This is a genomic window from Acinetobacter sp. FDAARGOS_559, assembly GCF_003940475.1.
GTDB classification, from domain to species: Bacteria; Pseudomonadota; Gammaproteobacteria; order Pseudomonadales; family Moraxellaceae; genus Acinetobacter; species Acinetobacter baumannii.
In genome coordinates this window covers 2,327,324-2,349,386 of the sequence record NZ_RKJG01000005.1, presented here as the reverse complement: position 1 = coordinate 2,349,386, position 22,063 = coordinate 2,327,324, and the positions used below count along the sequence as shown (strand labels likewise).

18 protein-coding genes are annotated in these 22,063 nt (G+C 41.5%); 10 read left to right on the top strand and 8 right to left on the bottom strand.

Annotated elements, in window-relative coordinates; all coding sequences use genetic code 11:
• Positions 1-59 precede the first annotated feature (59 nt).
• The 3 genes from ilvD to EGS71_RS12770 all read left to right on the top strand — a co-directional run bounded on the left by ilvD (position 60) and on the right by EGS71_RS12770 (position 4,302).
• The gene (gene ilvD / locus EGS71_RS12780; protein ID WP_001113593.1) at positions 60-1,889 is read left to right on the top strand and encodes a dihydroxy-acid dehydratase; all 1,830 of its coding nucleotides are present in this window, start codon (positions 60-62) and stop codon (positions 1,887-1,889) included.
• 313 nt (positions 1,890-2,202) lie between these two features.
• The gene (locus EGS71_RS12775) at positions 2,203-3,492 is read left to right on the top strand and encodes a hypothetical protein (protein ID WP_000055250.1); all 1,290 of its coding nucleotides are present in this window, start codon (positions 2,203-2,205) and stop codon (positions 3,490-3,492) included.
• Positions 3,493-3,570: 78 nt separating this feature from the next.
• Positions 3,571-4,302, top strand: coding sequence for a sulfite exporter TauE/SafE family protein (locus EGS71_RS12770; RefSeq protein ID WP_000143321.1), 732 nt, complete (start codon positions 3,571-3,573; stop codon positions 4,300-4,302).
• A gap of 8 nt (positions 4,303-4,310) precedes the next feature.
• Here EGS71_RS12770 and EGS71_RS12765 read toward each other — a convergent pair whose 3' ends face one another.
• The 4 genes from EGS71_RS12765 to EGS71_RS12750 all read right to left on the bottom strand — a co-directional run bounded on the left by EGS71_RS12765 (position 4,311) and on the right by EGS71_RS12750 (position 10,354).
• Positions 4,311-5,201, bottom strand: coding sequence for a LysR family transcriptional regulator (locus EGS71_RS12765; RefSeq protein ID WP_001209838.1), 891 nt, complete (start codon positions 5,199-5,201; stop codon positions 4,311-4,313).
• 79 nt (positions 5,202-5,280) lie between these two features.
• Positions 5,281-6,576: a solute carrier family 23 protein gene (locus tag EGS71_RS12760; protein ID WP_000073451.1), complete on the bottom strand. Its 1,296-nt coding sequence runs from the start codon at positions 6,574-6,576 to the stop codon at positions 5,281-5,283.
• Between the two features lie 299 nt (positions 6,577-6,875).
• Positions 6,876-9,560 carry a phosphoenolpyruvate carboxylase gene (gene ppc / locus EGS71_RS12755; RefSeq protein ID WP_000250587.1) on the bottom strand — a complete coding sequence of 895 codons (2,685 nt, stop codon included), beginning with the start codon at positions 9,558-9,560 and terminating at the stop codon, positions 6,876-6,878.
• 170 nt (positions 9,561-9,730) lie between these two features.
• Positions 9,731-10,354, bottom strand: a complete 624-nt coding sequence (locus tag EGS71_RS12750; protein ID WP_001195319.1) for a TetR/AcrR family transcriptional regulator — start codon at positions 10,352-10,354, stop codon at positions 9,731-9,733.
• A gap of 149 nt (positions 10,355-10,503) precedes the next feature.
• On the opposite strand from EGS71_RS12750, the gene EGS71_RS12745 reads away from it, so the two are divergent.
• From EGS71_RS12745 to dnaJ, 4 genes are all read left to right on the top strand, one after another.
• A complete protein-coding gene (locus EGS71_RS12745; protein ID WP_001050646.1) occupies positions 10,504-11,604 on the top strand; it encodes an efflux RND transporter periplasmic adaptor subunit in 1,101 nt (366 codons plus the stop codon).
• A 2-nt stretch (positions 11,605-11,606) separates the two neighbouring features.
• Complete coding sequence (locus EGS71_RS12740) at positions 11,607-14,732, top strand: efflux RND transporter permease subunit (RefSeq protein WP_000671303.1); 3,126 nt, start codon at positions 11,607-11,609, stop codon at positions 14,730-14,732.
• Positions 14,733-14,871: 139 nt separating this feature from the next.
• Positions 14,872-15,249 carry a hypothetical protein gene (locus tag EGS71_RS12735; protein WP_000529425.1) on the top strand — a complete coding sequence of 126 codons (378 nt, stop codon included), beginning with the start codon at positions 14,872-14,874 and terminating at the stop codon, positions 15,247-15,249.
• A gap of 104 nt (positions 15,250-15,353) precedes the next feature.
• Positions 15,354-16,466, top strand: coding sequence for a molecular chaperone DnaJ (gene dnaJ, locus EGS71_RS12730; RefSeq protein WP_001119029.1), 1,113 nt, complete (start codon positions 15,354-15,356; stop codon positions 16,464-16,466).
• A gap of 114 nt (positions 16,467-16,580) precedes the next feature.
• Here the strand turns inward: dnaJ and EGS71_RS12725 are convergent, their stop codons facing one another.
• Positions 16,581-16,928: a hypothetical protein gene (locus tag EGS71_RS12725; RefSeq protein ID WP_000555782.1), complete on the bottom strand. Its 348-nt coding sequence runs from the start codon at positions 16,926-16,928 to the stop codon at positions 16,581-16,583.
• A 184-nt stretch (positions 16,929-17,112) separates the two neighbouring features.
• Between EGS71_RS12725 and dapB the strand changes: the two genes are divergently transcribed.
• Together dapB and EGS71_RS12715 are read left to right on the top strand one after the other, a co-directional pair.
• A complete protein-coding gene (gene dapB, locus EGS71_RS12720) occupies positions 17,113-17,934 on the top strand; it encodes a 4-hydroxy-tetrahydrodipicolinate reductase (protein WP_001271389.1) in 822 nt (273 codons plus the stop codon).
• Between the two features lie 51 nt (positions 17,935-17,985).
• A complete protein-coding gene (locus EGS71_RS12715; RefSeq protein WP_001036017.1) occupies positions 17,986-18,639 on the top strand; it encodes an START domain-containing protein in 654 nt (217 codons plus the stop codon).
• Positions 18,640-18,679: 40 nt separating this feature from the next.
• On the opposite strand, the gene EGS71_RS12710 is transcribed toward EGS71_RS12715, so the two are convergent.
• Positions 18,680-19,870 (bottom strand): MFS transporter, encoded by a 1,191-nt coding sequence (locus tag EGS71_RS12710; RefSeq protein ID WP_001097146.1) that lies wholly within the window; start codon positions 19,868-19,870, stop codon positions 18,680-18,682.
• Positions 19,871-19,874: 4 nt separating this feature from the next.
• A complete protein-coding gene (dkgB, locus tag EGS71_RS12705) occupies positions 19,875-20,678 on the bottom strand; it encodes a 2,5-didehydrogluconate reductase DkgB (protein WP_001025227.1) in 804 nt (267 codons plus the stop codon).
• 120 nt (positions 20,679-20,798) lie between these two features.
• On the opposite strand from dkgB, the gene EGS71_RS12700 reads away from it, so the two are divergent.
• Positions 20,799-21,701, top strand: coding sequence for a LysR family transcriptional regulator (locus tag EGS71_RS12700; RefSeq protein ID WP_000843074.1), 903 nt, complete (start codon positions 20,799-20,801; stop codon positions 21,699-21,701).
• Here the strand turns inward: EGS71_RS12700 and EGS71_RS12695 are convergent.
• Positions 21,685-22,059, bottom strand: coding sequence for a hypothetical protein (locus EGS71_RS12695; RefSeq protein ID WP_000770098.1), 375 nt, complete (start codon positions 22,057-22,059; stop codon positions 21,685-21,687). The two genes, EGS71_RS12700 and EGS71_RS12695, sit on opposite strands and share 17 nt — an antisense overlap.
• Between the last annotated feature and the right edge of the window lie 4 nt (positions 22,060-22,063).

Here is a 22,063-nt window from a genome sequence, read left to right as displayed (position 1 = left end):
AGTATCATTCAGCCAGAGTGGAAGTCATTTCACTCAAGCACAACTTGTTGGAAACACAAATGCCTGACTATCGTTCAAAAACATCGACACACGGAAGAAATATGGCTGGCGCACGTGGCTTATGGCGTGCAACAGGAATGAAAGATGAAGATTTCGGCAAACCGATTATTGCAGTGGTCAATTCATTTACCCAATTTGTTCCGGGCCACGTCCATCTGAAAGATTTAGGACAGCTTGTCGCGGCAGAAATTCAGGCAGCAGGTGGTGTTGCTAAAGAGTTCAATACAATCGCGGTGGATGACGGTATCGCAATGGGGCATGATGGCATGCTTTATTCATTACCATCACGTGATTTAATTGCGGACTCAGTTGAATATATGGTGAATGCACATTGCGCCGATGCGATGGTGTGTATTTCGAACTGTGACAAAATTACTCCGGGAATGTTGATGGCTGCGATGCGCCTAAATATTCCTGTGGTGTTTGTGTCTGGCGGACCAATGGAAGCAGGTAAGGTTAAATTCCGCGGTGATGAAAAAGCAATTGACCTTGTAGATGCTATGGTTGTTGCAGCTGATGACAGCTACACAGACGAAGAAGTTGCAGAATTTGAACGTTCAGCATGTCCAACCTGTGGTTCGTGTTCAGGTATGTTTACTGCGAACTCAATGAACTGTTTAACAGAAGCGCTAGGTTTATCGTTACCGGGCAATGGTTCTATCGTTGCAACGCATGCAAATCGTAAAAAATTATTCTTAAAAGCAGGTCAGCTTATTGTTGAATTGGCCAAACGCTACTATGAGCAAAATGATGCAAGTATTTTGCCTCGTTCAATTGCCACTAAAGCTGCCTTTAAAAATGCGATGACACTTGATATTGCCATGGGTGGTTCAACCAATACAGTTCTTCACTTGTTAGCTGCGGCAAATGAAGCTGAAGTTGACTTTACGATGGACGATATTGATGAATTGTCACGTCGAGTACCAGTGCTTTCAAAAGTAGCACCAGCAAAACAAGACGTACATATGGAAGATGTACATCGTGCAGGCGGTATCATGGCCATTTTAGGCGAGCTTGATCGTGCGAATCTACTTGATGTATCTGTACCAACTGTACATGAGAAAACATTAAAAGATGCGTTAGATAAGTGGGATATTATCCGTACTGAAGATCCAGATGTATATGAGTTCTACCGTTCATCTCCGGGTGGTGTTCCAACTCAAGTTGCATTCTCACAAAACCGTTACTACTCAACTTTAGATGGCGACCGTGAAAAGGGCGTGATTCGTAATGCAGAACATGCATTCTCTAAAGATGGTGGTTTAGCTGTTCTTTACGGCAACATTGCGCTTGATGGATGTATTGTAAAAACTGCGGGCGTTGACGAATCTATTTTAAAATTCACAGGTTCAGCACGCGTTTTTGAGAGCCAAGATGCAGCGGTAGAAGCAATTTTAGGCAATGAAATTAAAGCTGGTGATGTGGTTGTTATTCGCTACGAAGGTCCACGTGGTGGTCCGGGCATGCAAGAAATGCTTTACCCAACCAGCTATCTTAAATCGAAAGGTTTAGGAAAAGACTGTGCGTTAGTTACAGATGGCCGTTTCTCTGGTGGTTCATCAGGTCTTTCAATTGGTCACGTTTCGCCAGAAGCTGCTGAAGGCGGTGCGATTGGTTTGGTTGAAGATGGCGATACCATCGAAATTGATATTCCAAACCGTACCATTCACTTGAATATTGATGATGCGACTTTAGCGCACCGTCGTACAGTTCAAGAAGCGAAAGGTTGGCATCCGAAGGAAGAACGTAAACGTAAGGTATCAAAAGCGTTAAAAGTTTATGCAATGCATACCACAAGTGCAGCAAAAGGAGCTGTACGCGTTCTATAAAATATTCAATTTTAATAATTGAGTAGGAAACATGCACCCATTAACACGATGAATTGTTATCATGTTAAGGGTGCATTTTTTATGTCTGGTAAAAAAAATCCGCTTGTAGAAAAAGGTGGTTTCAGATCATTCTATGGGTTTGCCATAAAATGGTGATAAAATCTTCACCTACGCAGAAACTCGCGAAATAACATGACATATTTTCTGCGCGAACTCAGATAGTCATTTTTCCATCTCGACTACTGTTTCACCTTGCACTATGATCAAAATAACTTTTGATCTCGCTTAGGATTTATTTTTAGAGGCACTACTCATGTCACTGCTACGCCGTTGGTTTGACCCTATCCGATCGAGCTGGTTTTACCAAAAGCCTTCTCGTCAAGCGGTGTTACCCACGGAAAATGGTTTAAGTATTTATTTACGACTTGATGATGTGTATAGCTATCTGGCTGTTCAGCAATTGTCTCAGCTAGATGAAATTTTAAGTGATGAACTTAAACCTTTAAAAATTATTATTTCCCATACGGCTTCTGAACCTCCAAATAGCATGACGCATGAGGAGTGGCAGCATTATTGTTTAAATGATGCCAAAATTTTAGCAAATCAGCACCGGTTTGCTTTTGATGAGTTTCCAGAAATCCCAAGTCCAGAATCTTTAAAACAAGCCGCTGTCATATTAAAAAGAACCCCACTACAAGGTCAGAACTTCTTACATTTACTTGAAGATATCTTTCACATGCTTTGGCAACAGCAATATGGAAAATTGCGTACTCTACATGCCATGGCAGTCAAGCATCAGGTTCCTCAGCATTTTCCAGAACGTATTTTTACGGATGAACCTGTTCGAGCGGCATACTTTGAGTTTGGTGGGCGTAAATATCATGCAGTAGATGATTTATTACGTTTAACCCGTCGTTTAAAACAACAAAAGTTACTGACAGGTAATCCGATATTTTTAATTAATCATATCGAATGGCGTGAACATTTGATTAATGATGCTGAGGCGTTAAATGAAATTCAGGCTTTGCATCCTGAACTTGATGTATTTATCGCTTTAGAAGACCCGATGAGCTGGTTATTGCTTGCCTATATTAAAGAAGAGCTCGCAGACTATTATGATATTCAGCTAAAAGTTTATCCTTTGAGTTATCGGGGCCGAGACTGGTTTGACTGGAGTTTGGCAACACGTGTGTCTAAACGTACCGAGGTTGCTTTTACACCTTTTTGCCGACCTACAGAAGAAAGTACGCTTGGGATGGCAAAGCTTTTCTATAGTGTGCCGGAAAATCAGCAACTTGATACAATTTTCACTATTTTGCAGGCTGTTTGGACGAAAGGAAAAGATCTATCTTTCCAGAAGCATTTCCAACAGTTACAGCAGCAACTGGGTATTGAGCAGTTAACTGAACAGGATATACAGTCGGTTTTAGCGCAAAATGATGCACTTTGCCAAGACAAGCATCAACCTGATTTGCCGGTTTTAGAGTTGCGTATCGATGGGCAAAGCTATGTATTTAATAGCCTGTATCGGGTTTGGATGATTGAAAGTATTTTTAGCAATGTTTTAGAAGAAAAATATAAAACGGCCTCAACTTCTAATTGAGGCCTACTCCTAAAAACAAGAATAGGGCAAAGCCTGTTTTTTCCGTAGCATAACCTTGTAGGGAATCGGAGATAAACAGTGACATTTCTAGCAATTATTATGATGGTGTTTGCCTTTGCGGGCATGATTAAAGGCATGATCGGCTTAGGCTTGCCTGCGGTATCAATGGGCTTACTCACCATCGCAATGAGCCCTTTTCAGGCTGCATCTCTTTTAATTGTTCCTTCAATGGTCACCAACGTCTGGCAGCTTTTTGCCGAAGGACATGTCTGGGCTTTTATTCGCCGTTTCTGGACGTTGCTCGCAGGTATTGTGGTGGGCTCAATATGGAGTTTTCTACCTACCTTAAGTCAAAGTCATGGTCAAAGTAGTGAAATTTTATTAGGTTGCATGTTAGCCTTATATGGGCTTTATGGTCTATGTGTGAAGAAACTTCCGCATTTAGGGAAGCATGAGCGCTGGTTATCACCCATTATTGGATATATCGGCGGGGCAGTGACTGTAGCAACAGGCGTTATTATTATTCCTATTGTGCCGTATTTGCAGTCTTTGCATTTAAAACGTGATGAGTTGGTACAGGCTTTAGGATTAACGTTTACGGTCTCTACCATTTGCCTTGCTGTGTTTTTACACCATAACCCGATGTCAGGGATAACACTGGACTATCGTTTATCTTTCGCTGCGTTGTTAGCTGCGCTCATTGGAATGTGGATCGGTAAAAAAATCCGCTATCGACTGAATGAGCAGATTTTTCGCCGTATCTTTTTTATAGGCTTGATGTCATTAGGACTTTATATGATTTTGCATTAAGTTAATTTTTAAGGACGATGCTGCAATAAAAAGTCTGCAAACTGTTGGTAACTACTAGGCAACTGATTGAAACTTTGTGTGGCCAAAAGTAGTTTACGGTTTGCCCATGCGCCTAGCAGTTGAATTGAATGGAAATCATAGTCTGATTGTAGGCGCTGTGCAGCACGGGCAGGCATAATCGCAATTCCTACACATTTAGCGACTACCTCGGCAATCGCGCCAAAGTTAGGTAAGCGCAACCGATACTGGATGTTAAAACCTAATAATTTGGCTTGGGTTTCAATGGACTGTTGTAAAGAGTGATGTGATTTGAGTCCAATAAAACCATAGCTTAAAGCATCTACTAAATTTAGCTCTTTGTAGTGGGCTAACTCATGTGTCACAGGGCAAATAAGTACTAATGGGTCGCTTGCAAACTCTTTAGTTTGTAAATGTCGGGTATTGAAAAAACTCGAGACTAGGCCAAGACTTGCAATCCCTTGGGTTAATGCATCTACAATTTCTGAACTTTCTGCTTCATGCAAATCGATATTCATTTCTGGATGAAGCACCAAATATTGCGGTAATAACGTAGGTAGATATTCACTTTGAGCAGATGAGTTACACCAAAGTGTTAATGCTTCTGTTGTCGGCTGTCTGAACCGCTGCATTTCGTGTTCGAGTTGATCTTTTTGAGCTAAAAGCTGACGAGCATGCTCTACAAATGCATGTCCAGCTGTAGTGAGTTCTACACCTGTGGTTTGGCGAATAAATAATGGGGTTTCAAAATACTGTTCAAGTTTTTTTATACGTTCACTCGCTGCCTGAAGTGAAATCGCAGAGCGGTCAGCGCCTTTGGTGAGGCTACCAGTCGAGACAATATGAAGAACCAGCTGTAAATCAAAAAAATCAAAACGCATGATAGGAACGTATTGAAATGCAAAAATTCATCATACTAAATCGGAATGAAAAAAGGCAGCTTGCGCTGCCTTTTAGAATTTAGGTTTTATCTTTTAAACTAAACAGCCAGTTTAAAATAATGGCTGCAAACGTTGCTGTACCAATACCACCTAAATTGAAATTACCGAACAATAATTCAAAGTTTCCAGCACCCAAAATAATGGTTACTGAAGCCACAATCAGATTTTTATTGTTAGAAAAATCGACTTTGTTTTCAATCCAGATTTTTGCACCGGCAATGGTAATTAAGCCAAATACCACAATAGATGCACCTGTAAGGACTGCACTTGGAATGGTACTAATGACAGCGCCAAATTTTGGTGATAGACCTAAGAAAATAGCAAAGATGCCTGCAATCACAAATACAATGGTTGAGTACACACGAGTGACTGCCATCACACCAATGTTTTCACCATAAGTCGTCATCCCTGGCGCACCAACACTACCAGAAAGTGTCGTAGCTAAACCATCAGCGACAAAGGCTTTGCCTAATTGTGGAGTTAGGTTTTCTCCAGTCATTGCACCTACTGCTTTGATATGGCCTAAGTTTTCTGCTACTAAAATCAGTGCAACCGGTGCAATAATTAAAATAGCCTTAGTATCAAAAGTAGGATGTGAAAAGTTTGGAATACCGAACCACGAAGCTTGTGAGATCTGGCTAAAATCGATCGGTTTACCTAAACCTAGACCATTTGTCGCAATCGCATAGATTACATAAGCCAAGATCAAACCTACCAATAGAAGTAGACGCTGCAATAAGCCTCGTGTAAAAACTGCGATACTGCCCATACAAAGTACAGTAATTAAGGCCATCCACATTTCAAAAGGTTGGCCTGCAACGCCTTTAATGGTAACAGGGGCAAGGTTGAGACCAATAATCATCACTATTGCGCCAGTCACCACAGGCGGCATAAGTTTTTCAATCCAGCGTGTACCCGTGAGCATGACAATAAAACCGATGAGTGCATAAAAGATACCGCACGCTACGATCCCGCCCAACGCAATAGAAAGATTTGGATTGGCCCCTGAACCTGTGATATGCCCCGTGGCTGCTGCAACAACACCAATAAAGGCAAAACTCGATCCTAAATAACTAGGAACACGACCACCTGTAATTAAGAAGAACAGGATGGTACAGATACCTGACATTAAAATAGCAAGGTTAGGGTTAAAGCCCATGAGTAAAGGTGCTAAAACAGTCGCTCCAAACATGGCAAAGGCATGTTGGATACCTAAAATAGCACTTTGAACTGGAGGGAGATATTCATTGGTAGAGACCGGTCGATGGTCAACATCACCTTGGTAAGGCTGCCATTTGGGAAACCAGTTGGACATAAAATAAGCTCATTATTCTTTAATTGGTGCAATGATACTCTTTCTTGTAAAAGCATTTAATCTCTTGTATTGAATATGAAAGTGAAAAGTAATTATTTTTTAACGATCGGTATAATTTTATAAATTCTAAATATAAGGAATTAGGTATTTTTTTCTGATAAAAATTAATTTTATGATTTTTAAAAAATATTCTAAAAAATGAAAAATCGAGGAAAATTTGAGAAAAACAAGGAATTTTGCAAGTAAAAAGCAGCACATCCGAGATGCACTGCTTTAAGAAAGTAGTTAGTAAAATGAGCTTAGCCTGTATTACGTAAACCAGCAGCAATTCCGGCAATACTTACCATAAGTGCATGGTCAACAGGGGTATGCTCTGCCTGACGTTCAGCAAGATAATCACGGCGGCGTTTCATGAGTTCAGCTTGTAAAAGATGCAAAGGCAGTAAATACGGTTTACGAACTTGCATAGACTGATCCAAAACTTCATTGTCGCTTAATAGTTTTGATTCATCTTTTAACGCAAGCAAGGTTTCCACAGCATCTTTTAGACGTTGGCGTAACTGATTGCCAAGCACTTTTAAATCTTCATCTTCAGTCAAATGAGACTCGTAGTAGAGTGCAATATTGGCATCGGCTTTAGACAATACCATTTCCAGCATATCAATAAGTGTCTGGAAATAAGGCCATTGCTGAAGCATTTCATCAAGCGTTGCTTTTTGCTGATCGGCAATCACTTCATTAATCGCCGCACCTGTACCTAACCATGCAGGTAACATCAAACGGATTTGTGTCCAAGCAAACACCCATGGAATGGCACGTAAAGACTCGATGCCTCCACTTACTTTACGTTTTGCCGGACGTGAACCTAGCGGCAACATTTGTAATTCAAGCTCAGGAGTGACAGTCCGTAAATATTTCACAAAATGCGGGTTTTCACGCACTGTTTGACGATAAACCTTCACAGAATGCTCTGTCATACGGTTCATAAGTTCACGCCACTCAGCCTTAGGCTCTGGTGGTGGTAATAATGTCGCTTCAAGCGTTGCTGCGGTATAGATTTCAAGGTTTTGCATGGCAATACCTTCTAGACCGAATTTGAAGCGGATCATTTCACCTTGTTCTGTCACACGAATTGCACCAGAGATTGAGCCCGGTGGCTGTGAGAATAGTGCCTGTTGGGTTGGAGCACCACCACGGCTAATTGAGCCGCCACGACCGTGGAATAGGGTCAACTGTACGCCGTGTTTACGAGCAATTGCAGTCAGCTCTTCTTGAGCACGGTATTGAGCCCAGTTGGCAGACATGAAACCAGCATCTTTTGCTGAGTCCGAATAGCCGATCATGACTTCGTGTTTACCTTGAATATGCTGCTTATACCAATGCATATTAAACAACGTATTCATGGTAGTTGCTGCGCCATCTAAGTCTTTTAAAGTCTCAAATAAAGGCACTACACGTAAAGGATGCTGAATACCGGCTTCTTTTTGCAATAACAATACAGCTAAAACATCACTTGGATATTCAGCCATAGAAATAATATAAGCCCCTAAAGACTCAGGTGGTTGGTCTGCCAAAGTACGCATGGTTGCAAATACTTCTTGTACATCTGGGTGACCAATCAAACTCCCTTCAGGTTCATTAATATATTTCGGTAAAAGTGGGCGTTTACTTTGTAATTCTTGAATGAGAAAGTTTTGGCGCGCTTGCTCAGTCCATGACTCAAAATTACCTAAACCTAAATACTCAGTAATGGCTGAAATGGCTTGGCGATGACGACCTGACTCTTGGCGAATATCGAGCTTAAGTAGTTCAATACCAAAACAGTTCACACGGTAGATAAAGTCGAGTAGTTGACCATTCGCGATTTCAGGTAGATTACTGTCAATTAGAGAGCGATAGCACAGCAATAATGGTTGTAACAGTTCATCTTTGCTTTTAATGACATTGCTGTCATCAGCTTCTAAGCCTTGTAGGCGCTGAGCTAACCAATGACGAGTTGCTTTTAAACGCTCTCGTGTTGCACGTAAATACTCACGATAAGGTTCTGGGTGTGGACTACCAATGGCTTGAACCATTTCTTCGGAACAAGACTGAATTGATAGTTCCCAACGTAAGTTTTCGATATCTCTTAGATAGAGGTCGGCAGCTTGCCAGCGTGATAACCACAATACTTCTTGGGTAATTTGATGAGTAACGTTCGGGTTACCATCACGGTCTCCACCCATCCAAGATGCAAAACGTACCGGAGCAATATGAAGTGGTAAGTTTTGTTGGCAATTGTCTTGAACCAGTTCATTTAGCTCACGGATAAATTTAGGAACAGCATTCCAAAGCGTTTGCTCAATTGTGGCAAACCCCCATTTTGCTTCATCTACCGGGGTCGGGCGGTGCTGCCTGATTTCATCTGTTTGCCAAGCCGAACTAATTTGTTGTTTTAAATTGGCAAGAGCATTTTGTCGTTCACGCGGAGTAAGTTTTTGCTGATCAAGTTGTGATAGACAAGCATTGATATCGTCATATTTTTGAATCAGGGTACGACGACTCACTTCTGTTGGATGCGCCGTAAGTACCAATTCAATCTTAAGATCACAAATTTGCTGGAACAGTTTTTCTGTCGAAATATTTTTATCTTTAAACTTTTTAAATAAGTGAACAAGGGGATTCGGGGAGTTTGCATCCGGATCAAACTCTGCCTGTCTGCGGCTACGTACCACATGATATTGCTCAGCAATATTGGCAAAATTGAGGAAGTGAGAAAAAGCGCGGGTAAGAGGCAATAGCTCTTCATCGGGCAATTCTAAAAATAATTGTTCTAATTGCTTTTCGGCTTCAGCTTGACCATCACGTGCACCTTTGGCAAGAGCACGGATTTGCTCGATCTGATTAAACAGTTCTTGTCCTGCATGCTGTTTTAGGGTTTCACCTAATAAATTGCCAAGTAAGCGGACATCCTCACGCAGTGGCGCATCGATTTGCTGAACCATGCTATTTTCTCCTGTTCTTATTCTTTTCGAATATAGCGCGATTAACGAACATTCCAAGCTTTGAGCGTAAGAAAATGTGAATTTTTGCTTAAAAAATAACATTTAAATCGCTTATAACGCTTTAAAAGTCGGCATGCACCCGTTGCAAATTTTGGCAATCGGACTTTGGTTTAATGCCGATATCTGAGTAGAAATAAATCAATAGCATCCCGAATAAACCGATCTATCTCTTGAGCATTCGGTACAGGAATAATTCTAAGTAGAACCTTGTGATGGCGTACACCAAGCAATAAGGTCAAAAGCAGCTCTGTTTGATATAGCGGATCATCGGCCTGAATAAAACCTAATTGAGCAGCTTTTTGAAAAAACTCAACTAACTGATTTTGCAGACGGGTATGGGATGCGTCAAAAAACTGTAGGGCGAGTGGACTTTGCTCTGCTGCAAGTTCAAATAATACATGCTCGAGTTTAAGTGCTTCGGGGGAATAAATAATCTGCAAGGCACGTGAACACACCATATAAAGTGTTTGATAAAAGTCTGCCGATGCATCTAATTCAAATGGTTTAGTGCCTAGAGTCTCTTCACAAGTTTCTGTAATGGCACAGATAAACAGGTTTGCTTTGTCTTGAAAGTGATTATAAACCGTGAGTTTAGTAACGCCCGCTTCCTGTGCAATCAGGTTCATGCTGGTACCGTGATAACCGGACTTTAAAAAAATAGCTTTAGCGGCCTGTAAGATACGAGCACGCTTTTCCAGATCTTTGGGGCGACCACTTTGATTAACTGTTTGCACGAAACCCTCTAATAAAACTATATAAAAATAAATACTTATAAGTTTTTCTTTAATTAATGTACCAATGGGTATATTAATTAAAAAACAAACAAACTATGATGCAAATATATTGTGCCTTAAAAAACCAGTTTGAATAAGAGCGATAAGATATGAATCTGTTAAAACCTCTCATCATGAGTATGATGATTGTTTGCATGGTCACATTAACGGGGTGTAGTAAAGAGGCTCCCAAAACAGAAGAAATACCCTATGTGATGGTGACCCAGCCTTCAACCACACTTCACGAACAAAAAAGCTATGCTGGAGATGTACAGGCTCGACAACAAACTGCCTTGGCATTTCGGGTGGGTGGACAAGTTACGGCTCGCTATGTCGATGTAGGCGACCGAGTTAGAGTTGGGCAAGTATTAGCAAAACTCGATGTGGCAGATGCACAGCTACAATTAAATGCTGCTAAAGCTCAGCTAGACAATGCACAGGCAGCAGCAAAAACAGCCTCAGATGAGCTTAAACGTTTTCAACAATTATTACCCATAAATGCCGTGAGCCGTTCGCAATACGATACGGTAAAAAATCAATATGATGCGGCTCAGGCAGCATTACAACAAGCTCGTTCTAATTATGAAGTTTCTGCCAACCAGACTGGTTATAACCAACTTGTTTCTAATAAAAACGGGGTGATTACAGCACGTAATATTGAAATTGGACAGGTGGTTGCAGCAGGGCAAGCGGCTTATCAACTGGCAATTGATGGAGAGCGTGAAGTGGTCATCGGCGTACCGGAACAAGCAGTTAGCGAGATTAAAGTTGGCCAAGCGGCATGGATAACTTTGTGGTCTAAACCGAACGAACGATTTGCCGGATATGTACGCGAAGTTTCTCCAGCTGCTGACCAGTCCCGTACGTTCACAGTTAAGGTAGCACTCAAAGAAGGTCAGTCTGCTATTCAGCTTGGACAAAGTGCACGCGTATTTTTTAGTTCGACTCAAACTAATGTCATGAGTGTGCCACTTTCGAGTGTATCTGCAACAGATAACCAACCTTATGTATGGGTGGTGAATGCGAATCAGACCTTACGTAAAGTGCCTGTAACGATTGGTGCTTATGGCAGAGATAGCGTGCCGGTATTATCGGGTTTAACACCAAATGATTGGGTTGTGATTGGTGGTGTGCACTTGCTGCGCGATAAACAGAAGATTCACCCCATTGATCGTGAAAATCGTGCAGTGAAAATTCAGGGAGCCAAATAACCATGAAATTTAATCTCTCTGAATGGGCACTGAACAATAAAGGTATTGTCCTTTATTTCATGCTCTTGCTCGGCATTATTGGTGCAATTTCTTATTCAAAACTCTCACAAAGTGAAGATCCGCCATTTACCTTTAAAGTCATGGTCGTACAAACCTACTGGCCAGGGGCAACAGCCAAAGAAGTTTCTACTTTAGTTACGGACCGTATCGAAAAGGAACTGATGACCACAGGTCAGTATGACAAGATTATGGCGTATTCCCGTCCAGGCGAGTCGATGGTAACTTTTGTTGCTAAAGATTCTCTCACTTCTGCGCAAATTCCTGATGTTTGGTACAACGTTCGGAAGAAGGTCAATGACATTCGCCATGAACTCCCAAGTGGTGTGCAAGGTCCATTTTTTAATGATGAATTTGGCGATACTTTCGGTAATATTTATGTACTGACAGGCAAAGACTTTGACTACGCGCTTTTGAAAGAATATGCCGATCGTTTGCAATTACAGCTACAGAGAGTCAAAGATGTAGGCAAAGTTGAGCTGATCGGGCTACAAGATCAGAAAATCTGGATTGAAATTTCAAACACTAAAGCGGTTCAGCTCGGTATTCCTGTTTCTGCCATACAAGAAGCCCTGCAAAAGCAAAATAGCATGGCAAGTGCAGGCTTTTTTGAAACTGGAACGGATCGTATTCAAATTCGAGTAAGTGGCCAATTACAAAGCGTAGAGGACATTAAAAAAATGCCTTTACTGGTAGGCGATAAAACCATTCAGCTTGGTGACGTTGCTGATGTCTACCGTGGTTTTAGCCAACCTGCTCAGCCGCGTATGCGTTTTATGGGTGACAATGGTATTGGTATTGCCGTATCTATGCGTAAAGGCGGCGATATTATTGCCTTAGGTAAAAATCTGGAAACTGAATTTGCCCAACTGCAAAAAACATTACCTCTAGGTATGAAACTACAAAAAGTATCTGACCAACCAGTAGCGGTACAACGTAGTATCCATGAGTTTGTCAAAGTACTTGCTGAAGCAGTCATTATTGTCTTGTTAGTGAGCTTTTTCTCATTAGGTTTCCGGACGGGTTTAGTCGTCGCTTTTTCCATTCCTTTGGTCTTAGCAATGACTTTTGCTGGCATGAATTTATTTGATGTCGGTCTACACAAGATTTCGCTTGGTGCCCTAATTCTAGCTTTGGGTTTGCTTGTAGATGATGCCATTATTGCGGTCGAGATGATGGCCATTAAGATGGAGCAGGGGTATAGCCGAATTAAGGCCGCCGGATTTGCATGGAAAACAACAGCATTTCCGATGTTGACGGGGACATTAATTACCGCCGCAGGCTTTTTACCTATTGCTACGGCTCAGTCCAGTACAGGTGAATACACACGCTCTATCTTTCAGGTCGTGACGATTGCTTTATTGGTGTCGTGGGTTGCCGCAGTTTTATTTGTACCTTATTTGGGTGAAAAACTACTACCTGATTTTACCAAGACAGGTCATCAAGCACCTTGGTATGTTCGTTTATGGGCAAGAATAACTAAAAAACCGCAACCGCAAACTGTGGCCATTTCACAGGACCACCATTACGATCCTTATCAATCTAGTTTCTATTTACGTTTTCGGAAAATGGTCGAGTTTTGTGTGACCTACCGTAAAACCGTGATTGCAACAACGGTGGGAATTTTTGTGCTGTCTGTACTCATGTTTAAGATGGTGCCACAGCAGTTTTTCCCACCTTCAAACCGCGCTGAAATTTTAGTCGATTTAAAACTCGAAGAAGGCGCATCGTTAACCGCTACAGAGCAAGCGGTGAAAAAGGTTGAACAATTCCTGTCTAAACAAAAAGGGATTGATAATTATGTAGCCTATGTCGGTACAGGTTCACCACGTTTTTATTTACCTCTAGACCAGCAATTACCGCAAGCCAGCTTTGCGCAGTTTGTTGTTTTGGCATCATCGCTTGATGATCGTGATGAAATTCGCCGTTCTTTAGAAACCCAAATTAAGCAGTTACTCCCACAAGTCCGTACTCGTGTGTCATTACTCGAAAATGGCCCACCTGTTGGTTATCCATTGCAATATCGCGTGTCAGGTGAAGATTTAAATCTGGTACGTAAAGAAGCACAACAGGTTGCTAGGGTAATTAGTGAAAACCCGAATACCACCAATGTGCATTTGGATTGGGGCGAGCCAAGCAAGATTATTTCCATTCAAATTGATCAAGACCGTGCGCGACAAATGGGTGTGTCTAGTGTGGATTTGGCGAATTTCCTGAACGCCTCAATTACAGGTAGTGCAATTGAACAGTATCGTGAAAAGCGTGAGCTGATCGAAATCCGATTACGTGGTGATAAAGCTGAGCGCGTTGAAGTAGCTTCACTGGCGAGCCTTGCAGTACCAACAGCGAATGGAACAACTGTACCTTTAGCCCAGATTGCGAAAATTGAATACAAATTTGAAGATGGTCTGATTTGGCACCGTAATCGGTTACCGACAATTACTGTTCGTGCAGATATTCGTACCAATTTACAGCCAGCTACCGTTGTTGGAGAGTTAGCTGAATCAATGGACAAGTTACGCGCTGAGCTGCCAAGTGGCTACCTCATTGAAGTGGGGGGAACAGTGGAAGAGTCGGCACGCGGACAAAGTTCGGTCAATGCTGGTATGCCACTCTTTTTGGCAGTGGTCATGACATTACTCATGATTCAGCTGAAGAGTTTGTCTCGGGCAACAATTGTATTTTTGACTGCACCATTAGGCTTAATTGGCGTTGTTTTATTCTTACTTTTGTTTAATAAACCATTTGGTTTTGTTGCCATGCTAGGAACCATTGCCTTATCCGGCATGATTATGCGTAACTCACTCATTCTGATTGATCAGATTGAACAAGACAGACAGGCAGGGCATCCAACGTGGGAAGCAATTATTGATGCAACAGTACGCCGTTTCCGTCCGATCATTCTCACGGCATTGGCAGCAGTACTCGCCATGATCCCTCTTTCGCGGAGTATTTTCTTCGGTCCAATGGCTGTTGCGATTATGGGCGGACTCATTGTTGCTACCTTGCTGACATTATTTTTCTTACCTGCATTGTATGCAGCGTGGTTTAAGGTGAAAAAAACAGCATAAAATACATAAATTTTTTGTGAATAAAGGTGCGAAATATTGAAAAGTCCAATATAGTAGCACCTGTCTTTACACAAAAAATACAGGATTATTTCGCTGCATAAAAAATAGGCATAATGCAGTGAATTGAGGTGAAATACAGATGGGGCAAGACCATATCGAACAGCATCGCCGTTATATTGTAATTTCTTATGCGTTCATGTTTCTTGCATTGTTTACGGTTATTTTTGCGGCCTTTGCTTATCTGGTCGCTCGTAAAGTAGCTGTTGTGGATGATGCGGAAGTTTGGATTCATGCTCATGCGCTATGGATTATGCGCAATGGTATTCTATTCCTCCTCATGTCAGTTTTTGCTGTGGTCTGGTTTATTCCTCTCTTCTTTTTTGCATGGGATAGCAACCTTTGGGTAACGGCTTCAACAGTTGCTGGTGTAGTTTTTAGTGCTATTGCTTGGTTATTTTTATTAAATGCATGGTTAAAAGGCTTGTCTAAATATTTAAAAAATAAGGCAGTTTTTTAATATATCTGTTTTTTGAAAGTTTTCCCCTTGTAAATTCGGCTAAAGCCCCCCATTTAGTCGGCAATAGAGTATTGATAAAATTTCCGTGAGGAGCACCGCCAAACATGGCTAAACGTGATTATTATGAGGTTTTAGGCGTTTCAAAAACCGCAAGTGATGATGAGATCAAAAAAGCCTATCGTAAATTGGCGATGAAATATCATCCTGACAGAAACCCTGACAATGCCGAGGCTGAAGAAAAATTTAAAGAAGCTTCTGAAGCTTATGAGATTTTATCGGACAGCGAAAAACGCAGCATGTATGACCGTATGGGACATAATGCGTTTGAAGGCGGCTTTGGTGGCGCTGGTGGTGGCTTTGGCGGTTTCAGTGCAGAAGATATTTTTAGCCAGTTCGGTGATATCTTTGGTGGAGCGTTTGGTGGCGGCGGACGTCAGCAACGCCAACGTCGCGGTTCAGATTTACGCTATGTAATGGAACTTACCCTTGAGGAAGCTGTAAAAGGGGTTAAAAAAACAATTACCTTTACTGCTCCAGCACCATGTGATGTGTGTGATGGTAAAGGCTCTAAAAATCCAAAAGATGTAGAAACTTGTAAAACTTGTCACGGTTCAGGACAAGTGCGTATGCAGCAAGGTTTCTTCTCTGTACAACAAACTTGTGGCACATGTCGTGGCCAAGGCAAAATTATTAAAAACCCATGCCATGCATGTCATGGTTCAGGTGTAGCAGATCGTCAGCAAACATTAGAAGTGACGATTCCAGCGGGTGTGGATAATGGTGACCGCGTTCGTTTAAGTGGTAAAGGCGAGGCTATTCGTGATGGTCAAGCTGGTGACTTATACGTTGAAGTGGTTGTTCGTGAACACGAAATTTTCCAACGTGATGGTGCCGATTTATATATGGACGTACCAGTAAGCATTGCTGATGCTGCACTTGGTAAAGAAATTGAAATCCCAACTTTGGAAGGCCGAGTTAGCTTGAAGATTCCTGAGGGAACTCAAACAGGTAAATTATTCCGTTTACGTGGTAAAGGTGTGCGCCCTGTACGTAGCAGTATGGTGGGTGATTTACTTTGCCGTATCGTGGTAGAAACACCGGTTAACCTAACCTCTCGTCAACGTGAATTACTTAAAGAATTACAAGCATCTTTCGATGGTGAAGACAGTGCTTCTTCACCAAAGAAAAAATCTTTCTTTGATCGCTTATTCGATTAATGATTGATTAGATCAGAAATTAAAAAGAAGGCGGATATTGATAAAATATCCGCCTTTTTATTGCGCTGATTCATCTTATTATTTTTATTCTGCTTAAAAGAAAATGACTAGTAATTATTCTGTAGGATGAGCGACATCAATATCATCAACACTTACGTTGAGTTCACTTGATGCAACTGGAGCCACTATAGCTTCGACAGTAGCTTGAGGAGCAGGTTGTACAGCTGCTTTTAGGGCTTCTTCAGTTTTTTCTTCAATGATTGGATCAATATCTTCAACTTTAACCTCAGCGTTAGCATCGCTTGTTTGCGCTGTAGGCGTTGCTGCAGTATTTACGTTTGTTGTAATACGTGCTTTAGATAAGCTCTCTAATGTTTCTCCTGGCTGGATTGCAGGTTCTGCAAATGCCACTGAACTTATTATCCCCATAATGGCGATTAGGCCAATAACTTTCGAATGCATGCTGAACTCCTTATAGTCATCTTTTTTTCATTCGTGGCTCAGTAGTGTGCAGATCAATTCTTTAACTTTTGTGAAAACAGATTAAATTCCGGTTACCTTTAAAAAATATTTTTTACTTTTTATTGTGGGCAAAGAGTTTTGATATAGTAAGCCAATTACGTAAAACAGAAGATTGGGAAGGATTATGTCAGCAGCTCCACGCATTGGTATTTTGGGTGCAGGCGGCCGTATGGGTCGTACACTTATTCAGGCAGTTCAACAAGCAGGCTATCAATTGGCTGCGGCAGTAGAGCGTCCAGAAAGTAGTTTGGTCGGCACAGATGCTGGTGAACTTGCAGGAATTGGTTCAGTGGGAGTGAAGGTTTCAGGAAGCTTGGCTGATGTACTTAAAGATTGCGATGTAATCATTGATTTTACTGCACCAGCTGCAACCGCCCAGCATTTAAAGCTATGTCGTGAAGCTGGCGTGGCTATGGTGATTGGCACTACAGGGATGTCTGATGAGCAAAAGGCTGAATTGGATGAAGCAGCAACGCATACACCTGTTGTATATGCTGCGAACTACTCTGTTGGCGTAAATGTATCAATCAAGTTACTTGAGCTTGCAGCAAAAGTATTTGGCGATACAGTAGATATTGAAGTGATTGAGGCTCACCACCGTCATAAAGTAGATGCACCATCTGGTACTGCATTAATGATGGGTGAAGCAATTGCGGATACGTTAGGCCGTAACTTAAAAGAAGTTGCTGTTTATGGTCGTGAAGGGCATACCGGTCCACGTGATCGTCAAACTATTGGTTTTGAAACCATCCGTGGTGGCGATATTGTAGGGGAACATACGGTCATGTTTATTGGTGAGGGTGAGCGTGTTGAAGTCACTCACAAAGCCACTAACCGTATGAACTTTGCCGCCGGTGCAGTACGAGCTGCTGCATGGGTTGTGGGCCGTGAAGCGCGTAAATATGACATGAAAGATGTTTTAGGGTTGAACGACGTACAGGTGTAAACCATCTGTACACTTCCCATATGTGGCGAGAAAAACAAGATAGAGCAGAACATGAATAAAAAACAAATTGCTTTGACCACTCTTCTTTGCTTAAGCAGCCTCTATACAGGGGCTGCCTCTACAGACAAGGCTAAACTCAGCCTAGACCGTAATCATATTAAAGTGTGGACCTATCAAAAAGCAGATAACCCAGTCTTTCAATATAAAGCGGAAACAACCTTTGATGTACCCCTTGAACGTGCTGTGGCAGTGATTTTAGATGTAGATCGTGCAGCTCAATGGGTGCCTTATATGGGCAAGGTCCAAATGCTTTCTCAGGATGAAAAGAAAGGCGAATTTACTTTATATATGGTGTTAGATTTTCCTTTTCCGCTAAAAGACCGCGATGTAGTGGTTAAAGGAAAAATGAGTAAAGCAGCCAATGGCCTAATTACTATTAAAAATACGGCAGTTAATAGTAACTATCCGATACAACCCGATGTCGTGCGCCTAACACGCTATGAAGGGGATTGGACATTCCAGAAACTTGCCAATAATAAAGTTAAAGTCACCACTAGTGGCTATGCTGATCCAGCGGGTGCAATTCCTTTAAGCTTCGTCAATATGTTTGTTCAACAGCAACCTTATCAGATGCTGCTTAAAATGAAACGGGAAGTAATGAACCCGATTTATGAGCAACCTAAGTTGCCGGAAATTTTAAAATAAATAAGCTAAAAAAAGCGCCTGATCTCAGGCGCTTTTTTTATCAATCTGAACATTGTTGTAAGGTTTGAGCGGGGCTGCTTTCTCGTTTGATTTGGAATAAAACTAATAACAAACCTAATCCCGCCAGTAAGGCACCCGCAAAAGATACTGCACTATAACCCCAACCTAAATCGAGTACTAATGCACCTGCAGCAGCGCCTACTGCATTACCTAAGTTAAACGCACCGATATTTACTGAAGAGGCAAGCCCTGGAGCTTCATGAGCGACTGACATGACACGCATTTGTAATGGCGGTACTAAAGCAAAGGTTGCTGCACCCCATATCACCAACGCAATGGCTGCTCCAATCTGGCTTTGAGCAAGAATTGGGAAAGTCACCATCATCACAATCAACAGTACCAAGAAACCAATCAGAGTTTTGTTGATGGACAAGTCTGCAAAACGGCCGCCTAAATGGTTACCAATCGAGAAACCGACACCAATCAACACCAACATGAACGTAATGAAGGTCGGTGAAGCATGGGTAAACTCAGTCAAACTTGGCGCAATATAGGTGTAGAGCGTAAACATTGCACCTGCACCGAGTACGGTAGTGAGTAATGCAAGGACCACAGGGGTACGCGTTAATACTTTTAATTCCGCCTTCACGTTTGGTTTTTGGGCAACCATACCTTGCGGTAATGCTTTCCACAAAGCGAGCATAGTAATGATGCCGAGCACGGAAATCGCAAGGAAAGACATACGCCAGCCAATGTTTTGCCCAACCCATGTTGCTAAAGGCACACCACCAATATTGGCAATGGTTAAGCCCATAAACATGGTTGCCACTGCACTAGCCTGTTTATGCGCTGGTACAATACTCGCTGCCACAACAGAACCAATTCCGAAAAAGGCACCGTGGTTCAGGCTTGTAATGAGACGTGCACCTAATAAGCTCATATAATTTGGTGAAAACGCTGCAATCAGGTTACCGACCGTAAAGATCGCCATCAAAAAAATAAGCGCATTACGTCGTGCAAAACCACCAAACCACAGGGTCATAAACGGTGCACCTAGCATTACGCCAAGTGCATAGCCTGTAATTAACATACCGGCTGTTGGAATTGAAATCCCTAAATCATTAGCGATGTTCGGAAGTAACCCCATTGGAGAAAATTCCGTGGTGCCAATAGCAAAGGCACCAATTGCCAATGCCAATAACGAGAACGCCGTATTTGATTGAGTGTTCATGAGTTTAGTCCCAAACTGGTGCCCATGGCTCTGGGCTAACTTCACGACTGTTACGGTCGAGTTCGGCAATCATTTGCATTTCAGCCGCAGTTAACTCGATATCCTGTGCTTTTAAATTACTAATCAGGTTTTCACGTTTAGTCGAAGATGGAATGACTGCAAAACCACGCTGCAATGCCCATGCTAATGCAATTTGCGCTGTCGTTGCTTTATGAGCTGCTGCAATCTCCGCTAAAACAGGGTCTTGAAGCACTTTGCCGTATGCAAGCGTCATGTATGAAGTGACATCAATATTCTTCTCTTGTAAGAAATTCACAAGTTTATGGTTTTGAAGATAAGGACTCAGCTCAATCTGGTTCGTTGCAATATGCTCTACACCAATTGTGTCAATTGCTTGTTGGGTAAGTGCAATATTGAAGTTTGAAATACCAATTTGTTTGGTTAAGCCTTGTTGTTTTGCTTCAAGTAAAAGCTGCATGATTTCAGGAATTGAAACGCCTAAATCTGGTGCTGGCCAGTGAATCAAAGTTAAATCGACATGGTCAGTACGAAGCTTTTGTAAGCTCTCTTTTAAGCTTGGAATAAACTTCTCTTGAGCAAAATTATCTACCCAGATTTTTGTAGTTAAAAACAAGTCCTGACGTGATACGCCACTTTCAGCAATCGCTTGACCAATTGCTGCTTCATTTTCATAGATTTGAGCAGTATCAATTGCACGATAACCGACATCTAACGCATTTTTAACAGAATCAATCACAGCTTGTTCTTTAAGGCGGAAAGTTCCTAGACCAAAACGTGGGATATTCATGTATTCACCTGAAATTAAATAATTGTTTAACTTGAGGTGCATTTTGCTTTTTTTATTGTTGCGAAAAAATAGATGAATAAGCAAAATATCTTTGATGTTTAGTCAATAATAGAATAAACCATGAAATCAACAATTGAAGAACTTGTTGCCTTTATCACAATTGTTGATACAGGTTCATTTGTGGCAGCAGCAGAACATTTAAAGCAAACACCTTCAGGGGTGAGCCGATCTTTAACCCGTTTGGAAGCAAAGTTAGATGTGACTTTGCTAGAGCGAACAACGCGTAAATTGAAACTGACTCAAGAAGGGCAACAATTTCTTATAAAGGCCCGTAAAATTTTAAATGAGCTGAATGCGGCCGAAGAAGAACTACAAAAGTCTGATCAGGGTACTGCCGGTCTTATTCGGGTTGATTCTGCCACACCGTTTGTTTTGCACGTGATTGCACCATTAATGCATAAATTCCGTGAGTGTTACCCCGATATTGAAATCGAATTAAATAGCAATGATCAGGTGATTGACTTACTTCAGCATAAAACCGATGTCGCATTTCGATTTGGGGAACTTAATGACTCTAGTCTGCACGCCAAATTGGTATGTAAGAGCCGTTTATATATTGTGGCAAGTCCTGACTATCTAGCTCTTAAGGGAACGCCAACACAACCTGAAGAACTTGAACACCATGATTTGATTGGCTTTACTAGACCTACTTATATCAATAGCTGGCCAATTAAAGTTGGCGATGAATATTTTTTTGCGCAATCAAAAATTAAAGCATCGAGTGGGGAGACCGTACGCCAACTGACGATTAGAGGACACGGCATTGCGCGACTATCTGAATTTGAAATTTGGAAAGATATGGAAGAAGGGCGATTGATTGCATTATTTGAAGATAAAATTGAGCATCAATATCAAAGCATCCATGCTGTGTATTATCAACAAGAGCATCTACCAAAACGAATCCGTTTATTCATTGAGTTTTTGGCAGAACAGTTAAAAGATGGTTTTAAAAACGCTCTCTAAAGGTTGTATAACTATCAGTTGGAATATGAACTTCTAAAATAGGTGTCGTTTGTCCTTGTGCCGAATGTTGAGACAGAAAATAGCTTTTTTGCTGTTCTTGGCAGCTAAAATATAATTTGGAATAGACTGAATTCACCATAACAACTTCATTTGAGCTATTACGTTTATATTCATAATGAGAAATCGCACTGGTCTCGTCATTAGTGCGTTGCTCCATTTTGTAGTCTTGCTGGTTGGTCATTTTTAAATAACCTTCAATCAAACTTTGGCAAACCGTGTGTCTGTGCTGTTCATTTTTTGGTTGTGGTTGGCAACCTGCTAAAACAATAGTAAATAACAATATAACTTTTAATTTCATTGGT